This is a genomic window from Curtobacterium sp. VKM Ac-2922 (assembly GCF_022815645.1).
In the GTDB taxonomy this organism is placed as follows: Bacteria; Actinomycetota; Actinomycetes; order Actinomycetales; family Microbacteriaceae; genus Curtobacterium.
In genome coordinates, this window is sequence record NZ_JALGRO010000009.1 from 15,704 (window position 1) to 35,492 (window position 19,789).

16 protein-coding genes and 1 tRNA gene are annotated in these 19,789 nt (G+C 71.4%); 13 read left to right on the plus strand and 4 right to left on the minus strand.

What is annotated here, in order from left to right:
• Positions 1–129 precede the first annotated feature (129 nt).
• Positions 130–1,602: an HD domain-containing protein gene (locus MT346_RS11495; protein WP_243563214.1), complete on the plus strand. Its 1,473-nt coding sequence runs from the start codon at positions 130–132 to the stop codon at positions 1,600–1,602.
• A gap of 299 nt (positions 1,603–1,901) precedes the next feature.
• Here the strand turns inward: MT346_RS11495 and MT346_RS11500 are convergent.
• Positions 1,902–1,987: transfer RNA gene (locus tag MT346_RS11500), tRNA-Leu, on the minus strand.
• Positions 1,988–2,134: 147 nt separating this feature from the next.
• On the opposite strand from MT346_RS11500, the gene MT346_RS11505 reads away from it, so the two are divergent.
• The 3 genes from MT346_RS11505 (at position 2,135) to mshC (ending at position 5,601) form a co-directional block, all read left to right on the plus strand.
• On the plus strand, positions 2,135–3,460 hold the full coding sequence (locus MT346_RS11505; protein ID WP_243563215.1) for a M20/M25/M40 family metallo-hydrolase: 1,326 nt from the start codon (positions 2,135–2,137) through the stop codon (positions 3,458–3,460).
• A 75-nt stretch (positions 3,461–3,535) separates the two neighbouring features.
• Positions 3,536–4,363 (plus strand): undecaprenyl-diphosphate phosphatase, encoded by an 828-nt coding sequence (locus tag MT346_RS11510; protein ID WP_243563216.1) that lies wholly within the window; start codon positions 3,536–3,538, stop codon positions 4,361–4,363.
• On the plus strand, positions 4,360–5,601 hold the full coding sequence (gene mshC, locus MT346_RS11515; protein ID WP_243563217.1) for a cysteine--1-D-myo-inosityl 2-amino-2-deoxy-alpha-D-glucopyranoside ligase: 1,242 nt from the start codon (positions 4,360–4,362) through the stop codon (positions 5,599–5,601). The genes MT346_RS11510 and mshC overlap by 4 nt, the downstream gene beginning before the upstream one ends.
• 300 nt (positions 5,602–5,901) lie before the next feature.
• Here the strand turns inward: mshC and MT346_RS11520 are convergent, their stop codons facing one another.
• Complete coding sequence (locus MT346_RS11520) at positions 5,902–6,834, minus strand: proteasome assembly chaperone family protein (protein ID WP_243563218.1); 933 nt, start codon at positions 6,832–6,834, stop codon at positions 5,902–5,904.
• A gap of 261 nt (positions 6,835–7,095) precedes the next feature.
• Between MT346_RS11520 and MT346_RS11525 the strand changes: the two genes are divergently transcribed.
• The 9 genes from MT346_RS11525 to MT346_RS11565 all read left to right on the plus strand — a co-directional run bounded on the left by MT346_RS11525 (position 7,096) and on the right by MT346_RS11565 (position 17,886).
• A complete protein-coding gene (locus MT346_RS11525) occupies positions 7,096–7,878 on the plus strand; it encodes an HAD family phosphatase (protein ID WP_243563219.1) in 783 nt (260 codons plus the stop codon).
• A complete protein-coding gene (locus tag MT346_RS11530; RefSeq protein WP_243563220.1) occupies positions 7,875–8,966 on the plus strand; it encodes a tRNA (adenine-N1)-methyltransferase in 1,092 nt (363 codons plus the stop codon). Before MT346_RS11525 ends, MT346_RS11530 begins: the two co-directional genes overlap by 4 nt.
• 43 nt (positions 8,967–9,009) lie before the next feature.
• On the plus strand, positions 9,010–9,921 hold the full coding sequence (locus tag MT346_RS11535) for an FKBP-type peptidyl-prolyl cis-trans isomerase (RefSeq protein ID WP_243563221.1): 912 nt from the start codon (positions 9,010–9,012) through the stop codon (positions 9,919–9,921).
• Positions 9,922–9,927: 6 nt separating this feature from the next.
• Positions 9,928–10,965 (plus strand): YafY family protein, encoded by a 1,038-nt coding sequence (locus MT346_RS11540; RefSeq protein ID WP_243563222.1) that lies wholly within the window; start codon positions 9,928–9,930, stop codon positions 10,963–10,965.
• Positions 10,958–11,929, plus strand: a complete 972-nt coding sequence (locus MT346_RS11545; protein ID WP_243563223.1) for a YafY family protein — start codon at positions 10,958–10,960, stop codon at positions 11,927–11,929. The genes MT346_RS11540 and MT346_RS11545 overlap by 8 nt, the downstream gene beginning before the upstream one ends.
• A 678-nt stretch (positions 11,930–12,607) precedes the next feature.
• A complete protein-coding gene (tatC, locus tag MT346_RS11550; RefSeq protein ID WP_243563383.1) occupies positions 12,608–13,360 on the plus strand; it encodes a twin-arginine translocase subunit TatC in 753 nt (250 codons plus the stop codon).
• Positions 13,357–15,828, plus strand: coding sequence for an RNA helicase (locus tag MT346_RS11555; protein WP_243563224.1), 2,472 nt, complete (start codon positions 13,357–13,359; stop codon positions 15,826–15,828). Before tatC ends, MT346_RS11555 begins: the two co-directional genes overlap by 4 nt.
• 11 nt (positions 15,829–15,839) lie before the next feature.
• A complete protein-coding gene (gene lnt, locus MT346_RS11560) occupies positions 15,840–17,384 on the plus strand; it encodes an apolipoprotein N-acyltransferase (protein ID WP_243563225.1) in 1,545 nt (514 codons plus the stop codon).
• A gap of 151 nt (positions 17,385–17,535) precedes the next feature.
• Positions 17,536–17,886 (plus strand): RNA polymerase-binding protein RbpA, encoded by a 351-nt coding sequence (locus MT346_RS11565; protein ID WP_071300770.1) that lies wholly within the window; start codon positions 17,536–17,538, stop codon positions 17,884–17,886.
• A 71-nt stretch (positions 17,887–17,957) separates the two neighbouring features.
• On the opposite strand, the gene MT346_RS11570 is transcribed toward MT346_RS11565, so the two are convergent.
• Both MT346_RS11570 and MT346_RS11575 read right to left on the minus strand, forming a co-directional pair.
• The gene (locus MT346_RS11570) at positions 17,958–19,172 is read right to left on the minus strand and encodes an SPFH domain-containing protein (RefSeq protein WP_243563226.1); all 1,215 of its coding nucleotides are present in this window, start codon (positions 19,170–19,172) and stop codon (positions 17,958–17,960) included.
• Positions 19,169–19,642: an NfeD family protein gene (locus MT346_RS11575; RefSeq protein ID WP_243563227.1), complete on the minus strand. Its 474-nt coding sequence runs from the start codon at positions 19,640–19,642 to the stop codon at positions 19,169–19,171. The genes MT346_RS11570 and MT346_RS11575 overlap by 4 nt, the downstream gene beginning before the upstream one ends.
• Between the last annotated feature and the right edge of the window lie 147 nt (positions 19,643–19,789).

Consider the following 19,789-nt stretch of genomic DNA (forward strand, 5'->3'; position numbering starts at 1 on the left):
CACACGGGAGGCCCGGTGCCAGCTGGCACCGGGCCTCCCGTCCGTTCCGTGGTGGTCTTCCGCCGCTCGGTGCGGCAGACTGACTCCCTCGGCAACCGTGCGTGACGAGGTCCCCGGAGGAGCCACCTCGTGACCACCCACTCGATCTGTCCTCGATGCGGACGGACCCGCCACGACCGCGTGCACCGGTGCTGTGACACCGCGGACGTCCGACGAGTCGTCGAAGGCACCCCGGGTGCCGGACGAGCACTCGCTGCCCTCCGAACCGTCGGCCGGCCGCTCGTGGTCGGCGGTCTGGTCCGCGACGCGCTGCTCCGTGCGGCCGGACACCTCGTGCCCGAAGCCCCGTCCGACGTCGACATCGAGCTGCACACCGGGGTCGGGCTCGACGCGGTCGTCGCACTGTTGCGGTCCACTGGCGCATCGGTGGTGACGGCCGGCGCCCGGTTCGAGGTGCTCCGTGTGGTGATCGACGACACCCATCTCGACGTCGCCGTCGCACCATGGCAGCCCGACCAGGACGCCGGGTTCCGGCAGGCTGCGTCGCGGCGGGACTTCACGCTCGACGCGGTCGCGTGGGATCCCGCCGCGGACGTGCTCCTCGACGCATTCGGCGGAATCGACGACGCCGCTGCAGGGATCCTCCGTCACACGTCGGACCGCTTCGGTGAGGACCCGCTCCGGGTCCTGCGCGCCGTGCAGCTCGTCGCCCGATTCGCGCTCACCGTGCACCCGGACACGATCGCGGTCGCCCGGTCCCTGTCCGACCGGTTCGACGAGGTCGTGACCGACCGTGTCTGGCCGGAGATCCGCCGTTTGGCATCTGGTGACCACATCACGCTCGCTCTGGACGTGCTGCACCGCACTGACTGGGAACGTCACTTCCCGGAGCTGGCGGCCGTACGGGATGTCCCGCAGGATCCCCGTTGGCACCCGGAGGGCGCCGTCCACATCCACCTCGGTCTCGCCGGGGACGCCGCCGCTCGTGCCTGCACCGAGGACGGGATGACCGGCGAGGACCGCGTCGTGGTCGTGCTCGCGGCGATCCTGCACGACGTCGGCAAGGCCGGCCGAGGCACCCAGTTGGTGCACCAAGGTGGGACCACCCGCATTCGGAGCATCGGCCACGAGCGGTCCGGTGCCGTTGCAGCCCGGGCGCTCCTGGGTCGTGTCGGCGCGCCCCGGTCGACGACCGAGCGGATCGCGCTGCTCGTCCGCGAGCACATGGTCGTCCACTCGACCGCCAGCGGTGGGCCGTCCGTGTCGGCAGCGCGCCGCCTCCTCCGTCGGCTCGGAGGTTCGCTCGCCGTGGCGGAGCAGTGGGCGCGTGTGTGCGACGCCGACACACGAGGCCGGGGGAGCGCGTCGACGGGCAGTCCGGCGGCAGCCTGGATCGACGTCATGCGGAGGGACGCCGCCAGTGGGCGTCCGTCGCGGCTCTTGACGGGCCGCGACCTCGTCGACGCCGGGCTGCGTCCCGGTCCGGTCTTCCATGCCGTGCTCACCGACGCCGCCGACGCGCAGGACGACGGCGTCTTCGACGACGAGGCCGGTGCGCGACGGTGGCTGGCCGATCGCCTCGCCACGTCCGACGTGCTGTGACGCGCCGGATACCGGACAGGAGGCCCGGGGCCCGCTGGCACCGGGCCTCCTGTCCGTTCCGTGGTGGCGTCGTGCCGCTGCCGCTGCCGCTGGCGCTGCCGCTGGTGCGACAACGTCGATGTCGTACGACGTCGGAGCTGTCGCGTGGGCGGCGGCGTGCCAGCGGCGCGACAAGGTCGATGTCGTACGACGTCGGGGATGTCGTGCGGTGGGCGCTACGGCCGCAGAGCGGATCCGGGCGCACGAAAACGAACGGCTCACCCGAAGGTGAGCCGTTCGCCGCGTGTCTCAACACTGCGTGTCCGAAGGGGGACTTGAACCCCCACGCCCTAATACGGGCACTAGCACCTCAAGCTAGCGCGTCTACCAATTCCGCCATCCGGACAGATGTTGTTCTGTTGTCGAGCCGCTGATCCGGGGTTGCCCCGGCTTTGCTGCCGGAGAAGACATTAGCACGGGTCTGAACAGGCGTTGAACACGTTCGGCCATCCCGGGCGCGTCCGGCGTCACGGGTCCCCGGTAGCGTGGCGGCATGACGACGGATGCGCACTCGGCGACGACCGACACCGAGCTCGAGGCCACCGCCGCGATCGCTCGTGACCTGATCCGGATCGACACGAGCAACTGGGGCAACGGCAAGTCGGCGGGTGAGACCGAGGCTGCACACTACGTCGAAGCGGCGCTGCAGGACCTGGGGCTCACGCCGCAGGTGTTCGAGTCCGAGCCCGGCCGGGTCAGTGTCGTCGCGCGAGTCCGCGGGCGCAGCGCCGAAAAGCCGGCGCTGGTGGTCCACGGGCACCTGGACGTCGTCCCCGCCGACCCGGCGAACTGGAGCGTCGACCCCTTCGGTGGCGTGGTCAAGGACGGCATGCTGTGGGGCCGCGGAGCCGTCGACATGAAGAACATGGACGCGATGATGCTGACCGCGCTCGGCGACGTCATCGCGGCGCAGGGGGCGCCCGAGCGTGACCTGGTGATCGCGTACTTCGCGGACGAGGAAGCCGGGGGAGTCCTCGGCTCGCACCACGTCGTCGAGCACCACCCCGAGGTCTTCGCCGGCGCGACAGCCGCCATCAGCGAGGTCGGCGGCTACTCGATCACCCTCGGCGACCGGCGTGCCTACCTGCTGCAGACCGGCGAGAAGGCCCTGATGTGGCTGAAGCTCGTCGCGACCGGCACCGCGGCGCACGGCTCGCACGTCATCCGCGACAACGCGGTGACCAAGCTCGCGGCCGCCGTCGCCCGGATCGGCAGCGAGGAGTGGCCCGTCCGGCTCTCCGCCACGACCGAGGCGATGGTGTCCGAGGTCGCCCGGTTCCTCGGCGTCGACCCCGAGGTCACCGGACCGGACGAGGTCGCCCTGGCCACCGGCTCGGCGTCGCGGTTCATCCACGCGGCGCTGCACACCACGTCGAACCCCACCGTGCTGCAGGCCGGGTACAAGCACAACGTCATCCCGGACGCAGCCGAGGCCCTGATCGACGTCCGGTGCCTGCCAGGTGACGAAGAGACGGTGCTGGCCCGCGTGCGCGAGCTCGCCGGCGACGACGTGCAGGTCGTCACGTCGTTCCGCGACATCGGGCTCGAGCAGGACTTCGGCGGCCCCCTGGTCGACGCCGTCCGCGACGTGCTGGGGCGCCATGACCCGGGCGCGCCGGTGCTGCCCTACCTGCTCTCCGGCGGCACCGACAACAAGGCGCTGTCGACGCTCGGCATCGCCGGCTACGGCTTCGTGCCGCTGCAGCTGCCCGCCGACATCGACTTCCCGGCCATGTTCCACGGTGTCGACGAGCGGGTGCCGCTCGACGCACTCGCGTTCGGTCGGCGCGTGCTCGGGGACCTGTTCGGTTCGTACTGACAGACTGAGCGGTCGCGCTCGGTCCACTCCGCAGTCGCACACGACCGACCACCGAACGACCGAAAGGCCGCGCCAGTGCACATCCTCGAGGCGATCTTCCTCGGCTTCGTGCAGGGACTGACCGAGTTCCTGCCCGTGTCCTCCAGTGCGCACCTGCGCATCGTCGGGCTGTTCCTGCCGGACGCAAAGGACCCCGGTGCGGCCTTCACCGCCGTGACGCAGCTCGGCACCGAGACCGCGGTCCTGATCTACTTCTGGAGCGACATCGTCCGCATCGTCGGACGGTGGTTCGGCTCGTTGACCGGCAGGGTCCCGCGGAACGACCCCGACGCCCGACTCGGTTGGCTGGTGATCCTCGGCACGATCCCGATCGGCGTCGTCGGTCTCCTGCTGCAGCACACCATCGAGACCACGTTCCGGTCGCTGTGGATCGTCGCGATCGTGCTCATCGTATTCGGTGTCGTGCTCGGCGTGCTCGACCGCGTCGGGCGCAAGGAACGGCGGATCGAGCACATGACCTTCGGTGGCGGGATCCTGATCGGGCTCGCACAGGTCCTGGCGCTGGTGCCCGGGGTCTCGCGGTCCGGCGCCACGGTGTCGATGGGACTGGCACTCGGGTACACCCGCGAGGCCGCCGCCCGGTTCGCCTTCCTGCTCGCCGTGCCGGCGGTGTTCCTGTCCGGGCTGTACGAAGCCGCCACGAGTCTCGGTGACACCGGCGCCCCGTTCGGCGTCGTCGACACGGTCATCGCCACGGTCGTCGCGTTCGGCGTCGGGTTCGTCGTGATCGCGGCGTTCATGAACTACATCAGCAAGCGCAGCTTCATGCCCTTCGTGTACTACCGGATCGCACTCGGTATCGTGCTCATCGTGTTGTTGTCGTTCCAGGTGATCCAGCCGTGAGGGCCTGGGAGGCCCCGTCCGTCCCCGAGGTCCCGGGTTCTGGTCCACGTCCCGTGGTCCACGACACGGCGCTCGGCAGGCCCGTCGACCCGACGGGTGGTGACGACCGGGCAGCGCTGTACGTCTGCGGCATCACGCCCTACGACGCGACCCACCTGGGGCACGCGGCGACCTACCTGGCGTTCGACACGCTCGGCCGGGCCTGGCGCGACGCCGGCTTCGACGTCGAGTACGCCCAGAACACCACCGACGTCGACGACCCGCTGCTCGAGCGTGCCGCCCGCGACGGGGTCGACTGGCAGGACCTCGCCGCGTCGCAGATCGACCTGTTCCGCCGCGACATGGAGGCCCTGCGCATCCTGCCGCCGGACGACTACGTGGCCGTCACCGACGAGGTCGAGCGCATCGCCGAGGCCGTCGCGTTCCTGCAGGAGACCGGCTACGCGTACCCCGTCCCCACGCCCGACTCCGCGGGGGACGACCTGTACTTCGACGTCAACCGTCCGACCGAGTCCTGGTCGCTCGGCGACGAGAGCCGACTCGACCGCGACACCATGCTCGCGCTGTCGTCCGAGCGCGGTGGCGACCCGGACCGCGCGGGCAAGCGCGACCCGCTCGACCCGCTGCTCTGGCGCGCTGCCCGTGCCGGCGAACCCAGTTGGGACGGTGCGGTCGGACCGGGCCGACCCGGGTGGCACATCGAGTGCAGCGTCATCGCCGGCGACCGCCTGGGCCTGCCGATCAGCGTGCAGGGTGGCGGGAGCGATCTGGTGTTCCCGCACCACGAGATGAGCGCCGGGCACGCCGCAGCCCTGGCGCACCAGCCGCTCGCGAACGCCTACGTGCACACCGGGATGATCGCCTTCCAGGGCGAGAAGATCTCGAAGTCACTGGGCAACCTGGTGACCGTGCGCGGCCTGCTCGACGACGGGGCCGACCCGCGGGCGATCCGGCTGGCGCTCCTGTCGCACCGCTACTCGGACGACTGGGAGTGGTTCGACACCGAGCTGTCGAGCGCGACTCGTCGACTGGCCACCTGGGACGCCTGGGCGGGCGGCGGCGCGGGACACGCCGACGACGCGGACGACGTGGTCGCGCGCCTGCGGGCTCGCGTGGCGGACGACCTCGACACGCCCGGGGCCGTAGCGGTCGTCGACACTGCCGTCGCCGGTGGCACGCGGTCCACGCCCGAGCTGGTCGACGCCGTCGACGCCCTGCTCGGCATCCGCATCGGCTGACGCTGTCGGCTGGCGCTGACGCCGGCGGTCGGCCCCGCGCACTGCCGGACCGCGACGCGTCCGTCGGGACGAACGGGCGTCGGGACTGGTCACGACACCCCGCCCGCCGCTCGTCGACTGGTCGAAGATCGTCGGGTGGGGCCGCGCGGAACGACGTTCCGTGACCGGTGGGCAGAGGTGAGCGGGGTGTCGTGACCAGTCGGCCGGGGACCGCACCAGACCGCACCAGACCGCACCGCGGACGGACGGGAGGCCCGGGGCCAGCTGGCACCGGGCCTCCCGTCCGTCGGTCGGTCGCCGCTACTGCGGCGGCTGCGGTGGCCGCCAGGGCCCTTCGCCGGCCTGACCGCCCCCGTCCTTGCCGTCCTTGCGCTCCCGGCGCCGCAGGTACTGCTCGAACTCCTGCGCGATCGCGTCGCCGGAGGCCTCGGGGGAGTCCACCGTGTCGCGGGCCTGCTCGAGCTGCCCGATGTAGGACGCCATGTCCTCGTCGTCGGCCGCGAGTGCGTCGATGCCCTCTTCCCATTCGGTGGCGTCGTCGAGCAGGGTGCCGCGCGGGACCGTGACGTCGGCGAGCTCCTCGATCTTGTCGAGCAGCGACAGCGTGGCCTTGGGTGACGGCGCGTTGTGCACGTAGTGCGGCACGGATGCCCAGAGCGAGAGCGTCGTCAGGCCGGCCTTGTCCATCGTGTCGGACAGCACACCGAGGATGCCGGTCGGGCCCTCGTACGAGGACTTGTCGACGTCGAAGGCCTGACGGACCGAGGCGTTCTCGCTCGAGACGAACACCGAGATCGGCCGGGTGTGCGGGACGTCGGCCAGCATCGCGCCGACGAACACGACCGCGTCGATGGAGTAGACGTCGGCCAGGTCGATGACCTCGGCACAGAACGCACGCCAGGTGCGGGACGGCTCGGGGCCGACCAGGACGAAGACGTCGCGGTCCGCGGGGGAGCCGCCGGCGCCGATCACGGGCCGTCCGAGCTCACCGGGGCCGTGCAGGACGATCCGGGGCCACTGGATGCCGCGGACGCCGTTGTCGTCGCTGCCCACGTTCGGTCGGTTGAACTGGTAGTCGACGTACTGCTCACCGTCGATCTCGCGCAGCTCGTCGAGCTGGAGTGCGTCGACGATCCGTCGAGCGAGACCGCTGGCGGCTTCACCGGCGTCGTTCCAGCCCTCGAACGCGACGACCAGGAGTCGGCCGTCCTGGAAGGGGGAGTGCTGTGGCACGGAGCGGACCTCTCGGAGGGTGGAGCGGGGCGCGACGGACGCCCCGCACGATCAGGCATCCACTGTAGGCCCCCGGACGCGCGCCGCCCGAGCCCGGCCCGCCCGCGTGGGGCCGGGACGGTCGGTCCGCCCGCGTGCGCCACGGACGGTCGGTCCGCCCGCGTGCGCCGTGGACGGTCGGTCCGCCCGCGTGAGTCGTGGACGGTCGGTCCGCCGGCGTGCGCCCGGGACGGTCGGTCCGCCCCGGTAGACTCGACGCCCGTGACCGCGCATCCTCCCGCCCTCGTCCAGCCCGCAGCCGTGCTGTGGGACATGGACGGCACGATCATCGACACCGAGCCCATCTGGCAGCAGTCCCAAGTGGAACTGACCGCCCGGTACGGAGCCGAGTGGACCCACGAGGACGGGCTGTCCCTGGTGGGCAGCGGCCTCGAGCGCTCGGGCGAGATCCTGCGCGACAAGGGCGTCGACATGGAGGTCGAGGAGATCGTCCAGTGGATGACCGCCTACGTCATGGAGCGCCTGTCGCACGACGACCTGCCCTGGCGGCCCGGTGCCCGTGAGCTCATCGAGGAGCTCCACGCCCGCGGCATCCCGACCGCGCTCGTCACGATGTCGCGCCGGACGATGGCGCTCGTCGCTGCCGACGCGCTGGCCGACCACCCGTTCCGGGTCGTCGTGGCGGGGGACGACGTCGAGCACCCGAAGCCGCACCCCGAGGCCTACCTGTCCGCCGCCGCCCAGCTCGGGGTCGACGCCACCGCGTGCGTCGCGATCGAGGACTCCGCCACGGGCGTCGCCGCCGCGGTGGCCTCGGGGGCCGTCACCATCGCCGTCGAGCACATCGTCCCGCTGCCCGAGACCGCCGGCGACGTCTACCTGACGTCGCTGGCCGGCGTCGACGTGGACCGCCTGGTCGCCCTGACGTCGCCCGCGCTGGCGGCACGGTCCGGCGCGTCCGGTCGCGGTGCCGCACAGGTCCGCACAGGAGGCCCGGCTGCGGTCGACGCGTCGGCGCCCGTCGCGGACGGCGGTGCGCGATGAACGCCGAACTGCCCGACACCACCGGCCTGCCGCACACGGCCGGCGGTGCGCCGCACACCCCGCCGCGCGGCCCGTTCCGGGCCGGCGACCGCGTCCAGCTGACCGGTCCGAAGGGCAAGCTCACGACGCTGTCGCTCGAGCCCGGTGTGATCTACCACACCCACCGCGGCATGCTCGCGCACGACGACGTGATCGGCCAGCCCGACGGTTCCGTCATCACGGCGAGCTCGGGCGACGAGTACCTGGCGCTGCGGCCCCTGCTGAACGACTACGTGATGTCGATGCCCCGCGGTGCCGCGATCGTCTACCCGAAGGACGCCGCCCAGATCGTGGCCTTCGCGGACGTCTTCCCCGGGGCCCGCGTGGTCGAGGCCGGCGTCGGTTCCGGTGCGCTGTCGCTCTGGCTGCTCCGGGCGATCGGTCCGACCGGACGTCTGCAGTCGTTCGAGCGCCGCGACGAGTTCGCCGAGATCGCGCGGGGCAACGTCGGCACCTTCCTGGGTGCGGTGCCGGACAACTGGAGCGTCACCGTCGGCGACCTGGTCGAGGAGCTGCCTGCCGCCGCCGAACCGCAGAGCCTCGACCGTGTCGTGCTGGACATGCTCGCGCCGTGGGAGTGCGTCGACGTCGCCGCCGACGCCCTGGTGCCCGGTGGACTCGTGGTCTGCTACGTCGCGACCGTGACCCAGCTCTCGCGCACGGCCGAGGCGCTCCGTGACACCGGGCGCTTCACGGATCCGCAGTCGAGCGAGACCCTCGTGCGGACCTGGCACGTCGAGGGCCTGGCGGTGCGTCCGGACCACCGCATGGTGGCCCACACCGGGTTCCTCGTGACCGCTCGACGCCTGGCCGACGGCGTCGTGCTGCCCAACCTGAAGCGTCGCGCAGGCAAGGCCGAGTTCTCCGACGAGGACGTCGAGGCCTGGACGCCCGGAGCGGTCGGAGACCGGTCCGCCAGCGACAAGAAGCTCCGCAAGGTGGCGCGCCAGGCGGCGGCCCAGGCCCGCAAGGTCGCCGCTGCCGGGGCCGCCGACACCACCGGACACCCGGCTGTGGAGACGGCCGAGACCCCTGCCGAGGACCGGTAGGCTACCTCCGTCGCTCGTCCTGCACCCAACGGAAAGAGGGTCCGTGCGCACCATCCCCGCACTCCTGGTCACCATCGCCCTGGCCGCATCGCTCACCGCATGCGCGTCGAACGGCGCCGGGTCGACGCCGTCGAGCTGCAACGCCCCCGGGGCTGCGTCCGAGGCGGTCACCGCGACGGGTGCGTTCGGGAAGGAACCGAAGGTCTCGATCCCGACGGGGTTGACCACCAAGGGCACGCAGGTCTCCGTGGTCAAGCAGGGCACCGGCCGGCAGATCGGCGACGGCACGCCCGTGCTCATCGAGTACACGCTGGTCGACGGCACGACCGGCAAGGTCGCGCAGACCAGCGGCTACAACGGCCAGGTGGCCCCGATCACGGCGGGCTCGAAGAACGCCGGTGCGCTCGGCACGGCACTCGAGTGCGCCCGCGTCGGTGACCGACTCGCGGTCGCTCTGCCCCAGAGCGCGCTGAGCAGCGGCGCAGCCTCCACCAGCAATTCCAAGTCCGAGTCCGCCGTCGTCGCCGTGATCGACGTCGAGAAGGCCTTCGACGCCCGGGCCACCGGCACGCCGCAGCTCGCCGCCGAGGGGATGCCCGCCGTCGTGCTGGCTCCCGACGGTGCACCGGGCATCACCGTGCCGTCCACGGCCGCGCCCTCCGGCGACCAGACCCACCTGCTGCGCAAGGGCTCCGGTTCGCGGCTCACGGCGAAGGACACCGCGATCGTCAAGTACACGGCCGTCTCGTGGGGGGCGGACTCCACCGTCGCCGGGTCGAGCTGGACCGACGGGACCGGCGCGCAGACCATCCCGCTCGCCAAGGGCCAGATCGCCGAGGGCGTCCGCAGCGCACTGGTGGGCAGTCGCGTCGGCGACCAGGTCCTGGCGATCGTGCACCAGCAGGGTGCCGCGTACGCGTACGTCATCGACGTGCTCGGATCCGTCAGGTCCTAGGACGCCGTGCCGACCACCCGTGTGCCGCGCGTCCCGGCAGAGGAACGCCTGTTCAGCCTGGTGCTCGCGCTGCTGTCCACCGAGTCGGGTCTGACCAAGTCCGAGATCCTGGCGAACGTGCAGGGCTACCGGCAGCGGTTCGCCGCCGGCGGTGACAACGCGTCGCTCGAGCGCCAGTTCGAGCGGGACAAGGACGACGTCCGCGACCTCGGTATCCCGCTCGAGACCATCGAGACCCCCGGAGCCGCCGGCAACAACCAGACGTTGCGGTACCGGATCCCGAAGGGCGAGTACGACCTGCCCCTCGACGTCCGGTTCACCCCGGACGAGTCCGCGCTGCTGTCCCTCGCCGCGATGGCGTGGCGCGAGGGCGCTCTGTCGTCGGACTCCCGACGAGCACTGCTCAAGGTGCGGTCCGCCGGCGACGACGAGACCGCTGCCGGGGCCCTCGAGACCGCGGCCTACGCACCGCGGCTCCGCGCGCGCGACGCTGCGTTCGAGCCGCTGCGCTCGGCCCTCGACCGGGCAGCGGCCGTGCGGTTCGACTACATCACGCCGGGGGAGCACCAGGCCCGTCGCCGCGAGGTCGAACCCCTGGCACTGGTGCAACACGGCGGCCGGTGGATGCTCACCGCGCACGAGCCGTCGACGGGCGGCAACAAGAACTACCTGCTGTCGCGGATCGTCGGCACGGTGTCGCAGTTCGGTGCCGGCAAGCACCCGGCGCCGGCCGGAGCAGGAGAGCACGCGCTGGCCGAGCTCGACCGGATCTGGTCCGAGCGCACGGCGGCGATCGCCGTCACCAGCGGGTCCGATGCCGAACGGCGGCTCAGTCGCCGGCGCCACACCACCACCCGCGAACCCGGCGTCCTGCTCGTGCACTACGTCGATCCGCAGATCCTCGCCGAGGAACTCGCCGCCTTCGGACCCGAGGTCCACGTGCTCGAGCCCGACGACATGCGCGACCGGGTGACCGCTCGGCTGCGCGGTCTGGTCGCCGACCACGGCGGACCCGACGGCGACGAAGGGCGGGCTCGTGGCTGAGAACCAACCCCTGCAGGCGCAGGACAAGCTCGCGTTCCTGCTCGCCCTGGTGCCGTACCTGATCGATCGCGAACGGGTCTCGGTGGCCGAGGCCGCCCGGCACTTCGGCGTCTCGGAGACCCGCATCCGCCGTGCCGTCGAGCTCATCGCCGTGTCGGGGATCCCCGGCGAGACCATGCAGTACCAGCACGGTGACCTGTTCGACATCGCCTGGGACGACTTCGACCAGAACGACATGATCGTGCTGACCAACCTGGTCGCGATCGACGACTCGCCGCGGCTGTCGGCGCGCGAGGCCTCGGCGCTCATCGCCGGACTGCAGTACCTGTCCGCGCTGCCCGAGGCCGCCGACCGTGACGCGATCCGCTCGCTCATGGCGAAGCTGTCGCGGGGTGCTGGCGGCGCCGCCGGCACGGTCGCCGTGGGACAGGAACTCCACGACGCCACGCTGACCACCATCCGCCAGGCGATGTCCGGTCACCGTGGTCTGGTGTTCGACTACGTCGGCCCGCGCACGCAGGGCAGCACCCGTCGGGTCGACCCGCTGCGGGTGGAGTCGATCGACACCGACTGGTACCTGCGGGCCTGGGACCTCGACCGCCAGGCGCTCCGGACGTTCCGCCTCGACCGGATGTCGGCCGTGCGGGTCGACGAGCGCGCCGCGACCCACTCCATCGACGACGTCGAGATCCCGGACACGCTGTTCCAGCAGTCGGCGACGGACGTCATCGTGACGGTGGAGCTCGAGGCATCGTCGCTGCCCCTGGTGGCGGACTTCCTCGCGGACACCGCCGACGCGCCCGACGGGGACGGCCGCGTCCGCATCCGTCTGGCGGCGTCCGCCGGGTTCGACGGCGTGGTCCGGCTGGTCGCGGGGCTGCCCGGCCGCGCGGTCGTGCTCGATCCGCCCGCGGCCCGCGACGCGGTCCGCGCGTTCGCCGCGGCCGCACTCGCCGCCGGCTGACCCACCGCCGACGACCCCGTCGCCGACGCACGTCCCCGCCGGGTTCGCGCCGTTGCCGGGTTCGCGCCCGGCGGGTGAGGCCGGCGGGTTCGCGCCCGGCGGGTGAGGCCGGCATGCCCGTCCACCGGTCGCAACACCCCGGCCGGTGGCCGGCGAGTGGTCACGAACGGTCGGCTGGCGCTGGCGGATCCGACGGTCTCCGACCGCTCGGCGCCAGTGAGCGAGGTGTCGTGACCAGTCGTTCGGGCAGGTGGCCGGCCGCTCGGCGGACGTGAGCGGGGTGTCGTGACCGGTCGCTCCGGCAGATGGCCGGCGCTCGGCGGACATGAGCGGGGTGTCGTGACCGGTCGCGCGGGCAGGTGGCCGGGCCGTGACGGACGGGAGGCCCGCGGCGGCGCCGCCACGGGCCTCCAGTCCGGCGACCACCGGCCACGACACCCCGTCTGCCGACCGCCGGGTGGTCACTGGCCGTCGGTTCGGCGAGCCGGAGCCGACGCTCTCCGACCGCTCGGCGAACGTGAGCGGGGTGTCGTGGCCACTCGACGCGCGCGACCTGTGCGTTCGTGGCGCTGCCGGGGACTGTCGGTCCCGCTGCCGTAGGATCGGAGCATGGCTTCGACGACCGCGAGCGGGCGAGAGAAGCGGCAGGGTCGCCGTCCCAAGGAACCCGAAGGCCGCATGTCCCTCGGGCAGCACCTCATCGAGCTGCGCAACCGGCTCTTCAAGGCGGTGCTGGCGGTCTTGGTGGGGGCGGTCGGCGGGTGGTTCCTCACCCCGTTCGTGCTCGACTCGCTGCGTGCGCCGGTCTCCGAGCTCGCCAAGGTCGGCGGGCACACGGCCGAGCTGAACTTCCCGATGATCACGGGCGCGTTCGACCTGAAGCTGCAGATCGCGATCACGATCGGTGTGGTCATCGCCAGCCCGGTGTGGCTCTACCAGATCTGGGCGTTCATCGTCCCGGCCCTCGTGCGCCGCGAGAAGCAGTACGTGTGGGGCTTCCTGGGCACCGCCATCCCGCTGTTCTTCGCCGGCTGTTACTTCGGCTGGTACGTCCTGCCGCACATCGTCGGGATCCTCGGCAGCTTCGTCTCCAGCCAGGACACGTCGATCGTCGACGCCAAGGCCTACTACGACTTCACGATCAAGCTCATCGTGGCGGTCGGCATCGCGTTCGTGCTGCCGGTGTTCCTGGTGCTGCTCAACTTCGTCGGCGTGCTCACCGCGGCGGCCATCATCAAGTCCTGGCGTGTGGCGATCCTCTGCATCCTGGTGTTCTGCGCGATCGTCACCCCGAGCGCCGACGTCATCTCGATGTTCCTGCTCGCCGTGCCGATGACGGTGCTCTACGTCGCCGCGTGCGTGATCACGTGGTTCCACGACCGCCGCGTCGCCAAGCGTCAGGCCAAGCTGGACGCCGAGTACGGCCTGTGACCGACACGAGTCTCAGCGCTGCCGAACGGTTCCAGGCAGCGCGCATCCGGAACCGTTCGCGCAACCTCGAGCTGTTCCGCAGCGACCTGCGCTTCGATCTCGACCCGTTCCAGTTCGCCGCGTGCGACTCGCTCGACCAGGGCCGCAGTGTCCTGGTCGCGGCCCCGACCGGCGCCGGCAAGACGATCGTCGCCGAGTTCGCGATCTGGCTGGCCATGCGGCAGCCGACCGCCAAGGTGTTCTACACGACGCCCATGAAGGCCCTGAGCAACCAGAAGTACGCCGAGCTCGTGCAGGCCTACGGCGAGTCCGAGGTCGGGCTGCTCACCGGTGACACGAACGTCAACCCGCGCGCCCGCGTCGTCGTCATGACGACCGAGGTCCTGCGCAACATGATCTACGCCGACTCCGACCTGCTCGACGACCTGGCGTGGGTCGTGCTGGACGAGGTGCACTACCTGGCCGACCGGTTCCGCGGAGCCGTGTGGGAAGAGGTGATCCTGCACCTGCCGACCGAGGTCCGTCTGGTGTCGCTGTCGGCAACGGTCTCCAACGCCGAGGAGTTCGGCGACTGGCTGCAGACCGTCCGGGGCGAGACCGACGTCATCGTGTCCGAGGACCGACCCGTCCCGCTCGAGCAGCACGTGCTGGTCGGCAACAAGATGGTCGACCTGTTCGACTCGTCCGGTGCGGCGGCGACGAACCGCGTGAACCCCGAACTGCTGCGGCTGGTCGGCGGCGGGTCGCGCAACGACGCGCGCGGCGGGCACCGCGGCCGCCGGGGGCACGGCGGCTACGTCGACCGCCGGGGCCCACGCACCGAGAAGGCGCACCGCGAGCACATCGCGCACATGCTCGACGAGCGGATGCTGCTGCCCGCGATCTTCTTCGTCTTCAGCCGCAACGGGTGCGACCAGGGCGTCCGCCAGGTCGTCCGGTCCGGGCTGTCGCTGACGACGCGTGACGAGCGCAACGAGATCCGTGAGACCGCCGAGTACCACTGCCGCACCCTGCTCGACGAGGACCTGGCGGTCCTGGGGTACTGGGAGTGGCTCGAAGGACTCGAGCGGGGCGTCGCGGCCCACCACGCTGGCATGCTGCCCGCGTTCAAGGAAGTGGTCGAGGACCTCTTCCAGCGCAAGCTGCTCAAGGTCGTGTTCGCCACCGAGACGCTGGCGCTGGGCGTGAACATGCCCGCACGCACCGTCGTGCTCGAGAAGCTCGAGAAGTTCAACGGCGAGGCCCGCGTCCCGATCACCCCCGGGGAGTACACGCAGCTGACAGGTCGCGCGGGTCGACGGGGCATCGACGTCGAGGGCCACTCGGTGATCCAGTGGTCGGACGGCCTCGAACCACAGGCCGTCGCGTCGCTGGCCAGCCGCCGCACCTACCCGCTGAACTCATCGTTCAAGCCGACCTACAACATGGCCGTCAACCTGATCGAGCAGTTCGGTCGGCAGCGCACGCGTGAGGTCCTCGAGACCTCGTTCGCGCAGTTCCAGGCCGACCGCTCGGTCGTCGACCTGGCGCGCAAGGTCCGCTCGCAGCAGGAGTCGCTCGACGGCTACCAGAAGTCGATGGCGTGCCACCTCGGTGACTTCACCGAGTACGCTGCTCTGCGCCGCGAACTGTCCGACCTGGAGCGCACGAACGTCCCCGGTGGGCGCGAGGCCTCGCACGGGGCGCGCGCCGAGCGGCAGGCCGCCATCACCGAGGTCCGCCGCGCACTGCAGCGCCACCCCTGCCACGCCTGCCCCGACCGCGAGGCGCACGCCCGGTGGGCGGAGCGCTGGTACAAGCTCAAGCGCGTCAACGACAAGCTCCTGCAACAGATCCGGTCCCGCACCGGTGCGGTCGCCACGACGTTCGACCGTGTCACCGACGTGCTCCTGCAGCTGGGGTACCTGGTGCCGTCAGACCCGGCCGACGAGCACTCGACCGCCCGTGGCGACGGTGAGCTCGTGGTCGCCGCCGGTGGCCGTCGCCTGCAGCGGATCTACGGGGAGCGCGACCTGCTGGTCGCCGAGTGCCTCGAAGCCGGCGTCTGGAAGGACCTGACCCCGGGCCACCTGGCGGCGATGGCCGCGACGATCGTCTACCAGCCCCGCCGCGAGGACGCACCCGGCACCGAGCACGCCCTGCCCCGGGGACCGTTCCGTCCGGCCCTCGACCAGACCCTGACCATCTGGTCGCGCCTGGACGACGTCGAACGCGACGCCCGGCTCGCCGGTTCGCAACCGCCCACGCCCGCGATCGCGCTGGGGATGTTCCGCTGGGCGTCCGGGTCCGCACTCGACGACGTGCTGCGCTCGCTCGACCTGGCCGCCGGCGACTTCGTCCGCTGGTCCAAGCAGGTCATCGACCTGCTCGACCAGATCAAGAACGCCGGCGACCCGGACCTCGCCGACACCGCCCGCCGTGCGACGGACGCGGTGCGCCGCGGCATCGTTGCCTACGCGACGGTCTGACAGGAGGCCCGGTGCAGGTCCTCGACACTGCCGCGCGTCCGCGCGGCCCCTTCTCGGCGCTGCCGGTCGCCCAGGCGCTCCCGCTCGCGGTGGTCGGCGGGATCCTGTTCGCGCTGTCCTTCCCGTCACCCGGCTGGTGGTTCCTGGCCTACCCAGCGGTCGCGTGTCTGCTGCTGGCCGCCATGGGACAGGGCTGGCGGCGTGCAGCATGGATCGGGTACCTCGGCGGTGTCGCGTTCTGGGTGCCGGCCATCTCGTGGGCCGGCCGCTACCTGGGCCCCGTCCCGTGGCTGGCACTGGCGCTGTTCGAAGCGGCGATGTTCGCGCTCGGCACTGTCGTCATCGCGCTCGCGTACCGGTGGGTCGCGCGGGTCGTGCCCTCGACCGCCGGACGGGTGTGGGGCCTCCCGGCCGTGATCGCCGCCCTGTGGACCGGACGTGAGTGGTTCTCGGGCAGCTGGCCCTACGGCGGCTTCGCCTGGGGGCGGGTCGGGTTGTCGCAGTCCGACAGCCCGTTCGCGCACCTGGCCGCGTACGTGGGCGTGCTCGGGCTGTCGTTCGTCGTCGTCTACTGCGTCGCCGTGGTCGTGTCGCTCGCACTCGTCGGCGGGATCCGGCTGCCGATGCGCGTCGCGACGGCGGGCCTGCTCGTCGCCGCCGTGCTGGCGGTGCCCGCCTGGCCGACCGCGACGCAGGGCACGATCCGCATCGAGTCCGTGCAGGGCAACGGTCCGGCCGGCTACTTCGACCGCGCGCAACCCGGCGAGGTCCTGCAGTCGCAGGTCGCCGCGACCGACGTCGACGCGAAGGACGTCGACCTGGTCGTGTGGCCCGAGGCCTCGGCGGAGTTCGACCCGCGTGTGCAACCCGTCATCGCGACCGCTCTCGACAGCGTCGTCCGGTCGGTCGATGCGCCCCTGGTCGCCGGTGCCATCACGCAGACCCCGTCGGGAGTGCTGCACAACACGTCCTTCGTGTGGACCGCCGACGGGTGGCAGGCCTCGTACGACAAGAAGCGGCCGGTGCCCTTCGGGGAGTACGTGCCCGACCGCTGGTTCTTCTCCAAGCTCGCGCCGTCGCTGATCGGTCTGCTGCAGCGCGACTACACGCCGGGGACCAAGCCGAACGTGCTGCCGGTCGCGGGCATCCGCGCCGGCATCGCGATCTGTTTCGACATCGTCGACGACGGGCTGACCCGCGACATGGCGCGCGGGGGAGCGCAGGTGATCCTCGCGCAGACGAACAACGCGGACTTCTCCGGTACCGACGAGAACCTGCAGCAGCTCGAGATCGCGCGGATGCGAGCGATCGAGACCGGGCGATCACTGGTCAACATCTCCACCGTCGGCGCCTCGCAGGTCATCGACCCCAGCGGTCGGACGATCGACCGGGTGCCGGAGTACACCGCGACGTCCATGGTGACCGACGTGCCCCTCGGGACGTCGACGACCCCGGCGACCGTGGCCTCCGGGCTCATCGCGCTGGTGTTGTCGCTCGGCGGGCTGCTCGTGCTGCTGGCCTGCGCACCCTGGGGGCGTCGAGGCCGCCGCTCTTGACCCCGGGTCGACCCACCGCGTGCTGCACGGTCGTCGCATCACGGTGTGTGCGTCCGGCGCGGCACTGGGAAGGGACTGTGAATGCGCCGGTGTCGGAACGGCAGCGCGTGGGACAGTGTTGCAAGGGGTGAACGACTGAGAGGAGTCCACCATGGCTGATCGGAGTCTCCGCGGCATGCGGCTCGGGAGTCAGAGCCTCCAGAGCGAAGAGGGCGTCGAGCTCTCTGACCGCAAGCGTGCGGTCTACCAGGACGAGTCCGGCGAGACGTTCGACGTGGTCTTCTCGGCCGACGCCGAGGTCCCGCAGAGCTGGAACGACCCGCGCAGCGGGCGCGAGGGCCGACTGCTCGGCGACGACGGAGTCCCCGTCGAGGTCGCGGCAGAGGACGTCAAGGCACCCCGCACCCACTGGGACATGCTGCTCGAGCGTCGCTCACGTGAAGAGCTCGAGGAACTGCTGCAGGAGCGCTTGGCGTTCCTGCGTGCCCGTCGCGGCGCCTAGCAGACCGACGAACACGAAGGCCCGCTCCCCATCGGGGGAGCGGGCCTTCAACGTGCCGTGCGGGGGCGGAGCTACTGCTCGTGCTGCGGCGACGTCTGCTCGCCGTCGCGCTGGCGCTCGTCATCGCGCTGGCGCTCGTCGTCACGAAGCTGGCGGCGGGTGGCGTCGGCCGCAGCGGCCAGTTTCTCCTCGACGCTGCGGTTCGACTCCGCCAGGCGCTCGTCGAGCGCGGAGTCCGGCACGATGTCGGCCGCGGTGGCATCAGCGGACGGACGGCCCGCGGAGGTCGTCGCCGCGGTCGCCGCGGTGGTGGCGAGGCTCTCGTTGGCGAGCTTGGAGATCTTCTCGAGGAAGTCGGCGCCACCGCCGGCGCTCGGGCCGCCCGTGGCTCCGCCCGAGCGTGTCGCCGTGAAGCCCTTCGCGATGCCGGACAGCGCCTCGGTGAACTCGCTCGGGATCATCCAGAGCTTGTTCGACGAGCCCTCGGCGATCTTCGGGAGCGTCTGCAGGTACTGGTACGACAGCAGCTTCTCGTCGGGGTCACCGGTGTGGATCGCCTCGAACACGGTCGCGATGGCCTGGGCTTCACCCTCGGCGCGGAGCACCTGGGCCTTGGCGTCACCCTCGGCCGCCAGGATCGAGGCCTGTCGCTGCCCTTCGGCCTCGAGGATCTGCGACTGCTTCGTGCCCTCGGCCTGCAGGATCGCGGCACGACGGTTGCGCTCGGCACGCAGCTGCTGCTCCATGGCGTCGACGATCGACACGGGCGGCTCGATCGCCTTGAGCTCGACGCGCCCGACCCGGATGCCCCACTTGCCCGTCGCCTCGTCGAGGACGACACGCAGCTGGCCGTTGATGTTGTCGCGGCTGGTCAGCGCCTCTTCGAGGTTCAGGCCACCGACCACGTTGCGGAGCGTCGTCGTGGTGAGCTGCTCGACGGCGCCGAGGTAGTTCGCGATCTCGTAGGTCGCGGCGCGGGCGTCGGTGACCTGGAAGTAGACGACGGTGTCGATCGAGACCACCAGGTTGTCCTCGGTGATCACCGGCTGGGGCGGGAACGAGACGACCTGCTCGCGCATGTCGAGCAGCGGCCGCAGACGGTCGATGAACGGCACCAGCAGGTTCAGCCCGGGGGAGAGGGTCTTGTGGTACTTGCCGAGCCGTTCCACGACGCCCGCGGTCGCCTGCGGGACGATGCGGATCGCCTTGGCGAGGACGGTGATCACGAAGATGACGATGACGACGATCAGTACGAGGAGCACGATCGTCCCGGGTGCGAGGGTCATGGAGCTGCCTTCTGTTGGATGCGGACGACGGCGGTCGAGCCCTCGATGGACTCGACGACGACATGGGTGCCGAGCGCGGGTGTGCGTTCGGGTGCTGCGGCGTCGATGCGCGCGCTCCACGTCTCGCCGTTGGCCAGGCGGACCTGGCCGGGCGACGACGGGGTGAAGGCGACGGCGACCGTGCCGGGCATGCCGACCAGTCCCTCGACGCCGGTGCGGTGCGGGTCGGCGTTGCGGCCGAGTGCCTGCAGCACGCGCGGTCGCACCAGGGCGAGCAGCACGAGCGCCAACACCGCGGCGATGATGGCGGACAGCCACCACGGTGCCCCGATCAGTGCGGCGATGAGCCCGCCTGCGGCTCCGGCGGCCAGCATGATGAAGATGAAGTCGAGTGTGAAGACCTCGACGACCCCCAGCACCAGCACCAGGGCGATCCAGACGAGTGCCTGGACCCATTCGGTGATGTTCACGCGGTCCTCCCTCCCTCGGACGCGTTCGGCGGCGCGGCTTCGCGCTCGACCGGTTCAAGTCCGTTCAACATATCTGATGACGACCGACATCGGGCTGCGGATCGGGCCGTTCCGGGGGATTGGTAGGCTCGTCCGGGCCCGACGAGC

What these genes read in the sequence shown, in the direction of transcription:
- MT346_RS11505 (WP_243563215.1), top strand. Translation starts at nt 2,135, where the DNA reads ATGACGACGGATGCGCACTCGGCGACGACCGACACCGAGCTCGAGGCC.
- MT346_RS11530 (WP_243563220.1), top strand. Translation starts at nt 7,875, where the DNA reads ATGAACGCCGAACTGCCCGACACCACCGGCCTGCCGCACACGGCCGGC.
- tatC (WP_243563383.1), top strand. Translation starts at nt 12,608, where the DNA reads ATGTCCCTCGGGCAGCACCTCATCGAGCTGCGCAACCGGCTCTTCAAG.
- MT346_RS11565 (WP_071300770.1), top strand. Translation starts at nt 17,536, where the DNA reads ATGGCTGATCGGAGTCTCCGCGGCATGCGGCTCGGGAGTCAGAGCCTC.
- MT346_RS11570 (WP_243563226.1), bottom strand. Translation starts at nt 19,172, where the DNA reads ATGACCCTCGCACCCGGGACGATCGTGCTCCTCGTACTGATCGTCGTC.